Consider the following 6,333-nt stretch of genomic DNA (forward strand, 5'->3'; position numbering starts at 1 on the left):
ATTAAAAAGCATTTCAGTTGTATCAGTCGGTTTATTTTTTTCATTTCTAAAAAAATGTTTCATCTAAATCCCTCCGGTCCATTACTCAGCAACTTATACTATTGTAGCAAAATCTGATATAAATGCCTACAATAAATAAAGAACTTAACGGTTTCCTATAAATTTTAAAAAACTTAAAAGGAGGATTATAAAGAAAAGTTCCATTTCCTGAGGTTAATCAACAAGCTATATTTTTTACTTTAACAGTAAAAATGGTATACTTTCTTTACATCGCTAGTTGGTTATCTACCAAAAGAAAGGAAGGAATTCTATGAAAAAAAGAGTTAAAAACATGCTTGTTAGTTTTATTGTTTCTTACTTTGCCGCAAAAATTACATCTTATTTATTAAAAGAGGATAAGCCCCAAACCAAGAAAGAACAGTAAACAAAAAAAGAAAACACCTCATGACCTTTATTCAGTAAGGTTTGTGAGGTGTTTTTACTTAAAGACAAGGAATTAAACTTCTAACAACTCTTTTTCTTTTTCAGCAGCAATAGCGTCAATATTTTTAATGCTGGCATCTGTTAATTTTTGAACATCTTCTTCATAGCCATGCACATCATCTGAAGTTAATTCTTTATTTTTTTCTGCTTTCTTTAATTCATCAATGGCATCGCGTCGGATATTACGAACAGAAATTTTTGAATTTTCAGCTTCTTTTCCTACTTGCTTAGCTAATTCTTTTCTTCTGTCTTCTGTCAATTGCGGAATAACTAAGCGAATAACATTGCCATCATTATTTGGAGTGATTCCTATATCACTTTGTAGAAGGGCTTTTTCAATTTCTTTCAAAGCCGTTTTATCAAAAGGCGTGATCATCAAGACTCGGGCTTCTGGTACAGAAATCTGAGCGATTTGATTTAAAGGTGTAGGTGCACCGTAATAACTAACTTGTACACGATCTAATAATGCAGCATTTGCTCGTCCTGCACGGATCGTTCCTAATTCACGTTGAAAAGCTTGCTCAGCTTTTGTCATTTTATCTTTAGTTTCACTTAATAATTGTTTGCTCATGCTTTTTTCCCCCTTACTGTAGTTCCAATCGTTTCACCTAAAGCAACACGTTTAATATTGCCTGGTTCATTTAAATTAAAGACAACCAATGGAATATCATTATCCATACTTAATGAACTAGCTGTTGTATCCATCACTTGAAGGCCTTTATTGATGACATCTAAGTGTGTCAGTTCTTCGAATTTGATTGCAGAACTGTCTGTCTTTGGATCAGCAGAATAAACACCGTCTACATTGTTTTTAGCCATTAAAATAACATCGGCTCCAATTTCGGCAGCTCGTAATGCAGCAGTTGTATCAGTAGAAAAATAAGGATTACCAGTCCCGCCAGCAAAAATAACTACACGGCCTTTTTCTAAATGTCTTTCTGCTTTCCGTCGGATATATGGTTCGGCTATTTGACGCATTTCAATTGATGTTTGCACTCGCGTCGGAACGCCTTCATTCTCAAGGCAGTCTTGTAAAGCCAATGCATTCATTACGGTTGCGAGCATTCCCATGTAATCTGCTTGAGCTCTTTCCATTCCCATTTCAGAACCAATCTGGCCGCGCCAAATATTTCCGCCGCCAACTACAATAGCGACTTCAACACCTAAATCCCGAACTTCTTTAATTTCTTTACAAATTTTTTGAATTGTCGGTGGTTGTATTCCAAATCCTGAATCTCCAGCTAAAGCTTCACCGCTGACTTTTAAGACAATGCGTTTATATTTCGGTTCAATCATTTTTTTCCCTCCATTGGCTCTTACACTCTTTTTAGTCTACCATATTTTAGTAAAAACTTCATTTATAATCCATAACAATATGTAATTTTTTTGCTTTTTCGGTCAAAACGGTTTCTACCTCTTTTTAAGTTAGCACTTCAAAAAAAGAGGCCGCAAAAAAATGCGTCCTCCCAAATACTCCATTAGCGTGAACTATTATTTTTTAACTTGACTCATTACTTCTTCAGCAAAGTTTTCTTCACGTTTTTCAATACCTTCTCCTACTTCAAAACGGACAAAAGCTTTCACTGAAGCTCCTTTAGAAGCAACGTATTTACCAACAGTCATGTCTGGGTCTTTAACAAATGGTTGGTCAAGTAAGCTGATTTCAGCCAAGTATTTATTCAAACGGCCAACAATCATTTTTTCAACGATATTAGCTGGTTTTCCTTCATTTAAAGCTTGTTCTGTTAATACTTTTGTTTCATGGTCAATTTCTTCTTGAGAAACTTGATCACGTGACACATATTTAGGATTGATTGCAGCGATATGCATAGCAACATCACGTGCAACGTCTTCGTCAGTTGTTCCTTCAAGAATAGTCAAGACAGCGATACGTCCACCCATATGAGAATAAGCTCCAAAAGCATCAGCATCTGTTTTTTCAATTCTTGCAAAACGACGTAGGCCAATTTTTTCTCCGATTTTCGTTGTTGCTGAAAGAACTTCAGATTCAACAGTACCGTCGCCAGCTTTTAATGCTTGAGCATCTTCAAGAGTTTCTGGGTTGCCTTCAGCAATAGCTTCTGTTACATCTTTTACTAATTTTTGGAATTGTTCATTTTTAGAAACAAAATCTGTTTCTGAATTGATTTCTGTGATAGCAGCAACATTTCCATCAACAAAAACTCCTGCTAGTCCTTCTGCAGCAATACGGTCTGCTTTTTTAGCAGCTTTTGCTAATCCAGTTTCTCTTAAGTGATCTACTGCTGCATCGATGTCTCCATCAACTGCCACTAGAGCTTTTTTAGCATCCATCATGCCAACACCTGTCATATCGCGTAATTCTTTAACTAATTTAGCTGTTACTTGTGCCATTATAAATTTCCTCCTAATGTGTTTTCTTCTATTTCACAAAAAAGCTGTCTCAAATAAAATTGAAATGATGCCGCTTCGTATAAAGTCGCTTCTCACTTCTCCTTTTGCTCGAGACAGCCGTTAATTATTTAATTATTCTGCGTTGTCGCCTTCAACTGCTTCGACGATTTCTTCAATTGTTGCTGTTTCATTAGTTGCAGGAGCTTCAGCTGTGAAAGTTTCTTCAACAACTTCATCTTCACCTTGGTTTCCTTCGATCATAGCGTCAGCCATTTTAGAAGTAATTAATTTAACAGCGCGGATTGCGTCATCATTAGATGGAATGATTACATCGATTTCATCTGGATCACAGTTTGTATCAACCATAGCTACGATTGGAATGTTTAATTTATGCGCTTCTTGGATTGCAATACGTTCTTTACGAGGATCTACAACAAACATAACGTCTGGGATTCTAGGCATATCTTGAATTCCGCCTAAGAATTTTTCTAAACGGTCACGTTGTTTTAGTAAGATACCTACTTCTTTTTTAGGAAGGACTTCAAAAGTTCCGTCTTCTTCCATTTTGTTGATCTCTTTCAAACGTTTAATACGTTTTTGGATCGTATCCCAGTTTGTCAATGTTCCACCTAACCAACGGTGATTTACATAGAATTGTCCTGAACGGATAGCTTCTTCTTTAATTGCTTCTTGTGCTTGTTTTTTAGTACCTACGAATAACGCGATTCCGCCGTTTTCAGATACTTCTTTCATGTAGTTGTATGCTGCATCAGCTAACTTAACAGTTTTTTGTAAGTCGATAATGTAGATACCGTTTCTTTCTGTAAAGATAAAACGTTTCATTTTAGGGTTCCAACGACGAGTTTGGTGACCAAAATGTACGCCTGCTTCAAGCAATTGTTTCATTGAGATTACTGCCATGATTTGTTTCCTCCATTTGGTTTTTATTTTTTCCCTCCCTCAAAATCAACTGCAAGGAGACTTGATCGCTCAAGCACCGTCCTTTACATCCTTTGAGGTGTGAAATTAGTTGGTGTTTTAACACCGTTTATTATTATATAAGTTATCTTCTGATAAATCAAGCATAATCTCTTTTTTTTGAAAGTGATTAAATATAACTTGCTCATTACGAAAGCGTTGGATAAGCACAGCTAGCCGGTCATTCAAGCATTAGTAGTAACTTCTACTCCAAATATAGCATCTGCTTTTTTGCTGCTTACTGCTTAGTGAAGCTAGCTTCCGATGCTCAAAATTTCGCGAATATCTGCTTCTGTTAATTGGGTCAAGGATTTTTGGTCTCCGCCTTCAGCTGTTATCACTTGATCAAATAAGGCTTTCTTCTCTTGTTGCAGTGAATTGATTTTCTCCTCGATCGTTCCTTCTGCTATTAAACGCCAAACTTCAACGACTTTCTTCTGTCCTAAACGGTGAGCTCTACCGGCGGCTTGTTCTTCCACAGCTGGGTTCCACCATAAGTCATATAGAATCACGGTATCGGCACCCGTTAAGTTTAATCCTGTTCCTCCGGCTTTCAACGAAATCAAGAAAATCTCTTTCTCACCATCGTTGAAACGATTGACCATTTCCAACCGGTCTTTCGGCTTAGTTTGCCCGCTGATATAAAATGTATCTATTCCACTTTCAGCAAGCTCTTTTTCAATAATGGATAGCATGGAAGTGAATTGAGAAAAAATCAAGACACGTTTGCCGCTTTCTCTGGCTGTTTCCAATAGTTCTTTTAATTGTTCTAATTTACCCGATTCTCCTTCATAGTCTTCAAGGAATAATCTTGGATCACAACAAATTTGACGTAATCTTGTTAATCCAGACAAAATCTCTATCCGATTTTTCCTGAAATCTTCTCCTGACATGTTCTGAACGCTCTCTTGAATCCGTTGTAGGTAAGCCAAATACACTGTCTTTTGCTCTTTTGTCATTGAGCTATACAGATTTGTTTCTATTTTTTCAGGCAATTCCTTTAAAACATCTTTTTTGATTCGGCGCAATACAAATGGACGAATCATTTTTGAAATTTGTTCATAAGGCAGTGTTTTAAATTGTTTGATGCCCGGAAAAAATCCTGGCATGATCAACTGGAAAATTGCCCATAATTCTTCAATCTTATTTTCAATCGGTGTACCACTTAAAGCGAATCGTTTTTTTATATTTAACCCTCTTAATGCTTGTGCTGTCTTGGTATGGTAATTTTTAACCATTTGCGATTCATCTAACGTCAAGAGACTAAAACTTTGTTTTTTATAGATGTCGGCATCTTGTCTAAAACTAGGGTAAGACGTGATTAAAACTTGGTTAGATTGAGCTGCTTGAATCATAGCAGTTCTTTCTTCTGCTGTTCCCGACACAACAAAACTTTCCATAGCAGGTGCAAATTTCATGATTTCGTAATGCCAGTTATACGTCAGGGAAGCAGGTGCAACGATTAGGAAAGGATCGTTTTTTCCATTTTCTTCAATCTCAGAAAGCATATATGCGATAACTTGAAGAGTTTTACCCAGTCCCATATCATCAGCTAAAATACCGCCGAATCCATACTTAGAAAGCATTTTTAACCATTTATACCCAGTAACTTGGTAAGGCCTTAGATCGGCTTGCAAACCTTTAGGAAGGACTGCGTCAAATTGATCTGGAAAATTCAAATCTTGAATTAAGTCTTGAAATTTTCTAGATAAAGTTTGTTTGTTCTTTTCTTCTAAGCCAAATTTTTCATGTAACTCTAATCCCCGATAACTTGGTAAGCTGATTTTCCCATTTTGAAAGTTTTTTGAAATGCGCAGCTCATTCAATACATCGCTAATTTGTTTAAAGTCATCTGTATCCAAATCGATCAAGGTTCCGTTATCTAATTTATGGAAAGATTTCTTTTCACTTAAACTTTTTAAGACCTTATCTACTTCTTCCGACGTAATTCCGCCGATATCAAAGCGAATATCCAATAAGGAGCCATCATTTTGAATATCAATATTTGTTTCAGGATCAATCTGGTCTAAAAACATGCTATCTAATAAATCATCTACATAAACCGTTGCGTCAAGCTCTAGTATTGGTATTTCTTTAGTAAATAAAGTATAAAAATCATCGTCACGCACCATTCGTTTTGCATACGACGTTTGGGTTCGATGGTAATTAAATTCTTTTAAGCGATTTAGTACCTGCATTTCTTTTTGGCTATCGCGTATAATTTGAACGCCTACATCGGGTAATTGATTCTCTTCAGGATTTGTAGATAAAACAAGTTGTTTATAATTAAATTCTACTGTTGCATGCACCGTATCTTTTTCATACTTAAAATAAATAGTCGTTTTTAATGGTTCTTGAATAAATGAATTTTTCAATTCCTCATCAATGGCTACTTCTCCTATTTTAGTCAGCATTGGCATCACATATGCAGTGAAATCCGGCATATTTTGAGGAAGTATTTCTATGTCTTTCCCATCATACCGCTGTAAAAAGTAGAAT

Annotated in this window: 5 protein-coding genes; all 5 read right to left on the reverse strand. The window is 36.0% G+C overall.

Translation table 11 applies throughout. From position 1 onward, the window contains the following. Window positions 1-496: 496 nt before the first annotated feature. Entirely contained in the window at window positions 497-1,054 is a 558-nt protein-coding gene (frr, locus tag RT405_RS04990; protein WP_035027970.1) for a ribosome recycling factor, read from the reverse strand. Beyond that, complete coding sequence (gene pyrH / locus RT405_RS04995) at window positions 1,051-1,779, reverse strand: UMP kinase (protein ID WP_035027968.1); 729 nt, start codon at window positions 1,777-1,779, stop codon at window positions 1,051-1,053. The genes frr and pyrH overlap by 4 nt, the downstream gene beginning before the upstream one ends. Before the next feature lie 195 nt (window positions 1,780-1,974). Next, window positions 1,975-2,856, reverse strand: a complete 882-nt coding sequence (tsf, locus tag RT405_RS05000; RefSeq protein ID WP_313468093.1) for a translation elongation factor Ts — start codon at window positions 2,854-2,856, stop codon at window positions 1,975-1,977. A 132-nt stretch (window positions 2,857-2,988) separates the two neighbouring features. Further along, a complete protein-coding gene (gene rpsB, locus RT405_RS05005) occupies window positions 2,989-3,777 on the reverse strand; it encodes a 30S ribosomal protein S2 (protein ID WP_035027961.1) in 789 nt (262 codons plus the stop codon). 311 nt (window positions 3,778-4,088) lie between these two features. Beyond that, window positions 4,089-6,333, reverse strand: a 2,245-nt coding sequence (locus RT405_RS05010) for a DEAD/DEAH box helicase (protein ID WP_313468096.1), incomplete at its 5' end; no start/stop codon positions are given.

It is taken from the genome of Carnobacterium sp., from assembly GCF_032094055.1.
GTDB lineage: Bacteria > Bacillota > Bacilli > Lactobacillales > Carnobacteriaceae > Carnobacterium_A.

Excerpts from the sequence above, each read along its gene's own strand:
- frr (WP_035027970.1), bottom strand. The coding sequence starts at position 1,054 with ATGAGCAAACAATTATTAAGTGAAACTAAAGATAAAATGACAAAAGCT.
- pyrH (WP_035027968.1), bottom strand. The coding sequence starts at position 1,779 with ATGATTGAACCGAAATATAAACGCATTGTCTTAAAAGTCAGCGGTGAA.
- tsf (WP_313468093.1), bottom strand. The coding sequence starts at position 2,856 with ATGGCACAAGTAACAGCTAAATTAGTTAAAGAATTACGCGATATGACA.
- rpsB (WP_035027961.1), bottom strand. The coding sequence starts at position 3,777 with ATGGCAGTAATCTCAATGAAACAATTGCTTGAAGCAGGCGTACATTTT.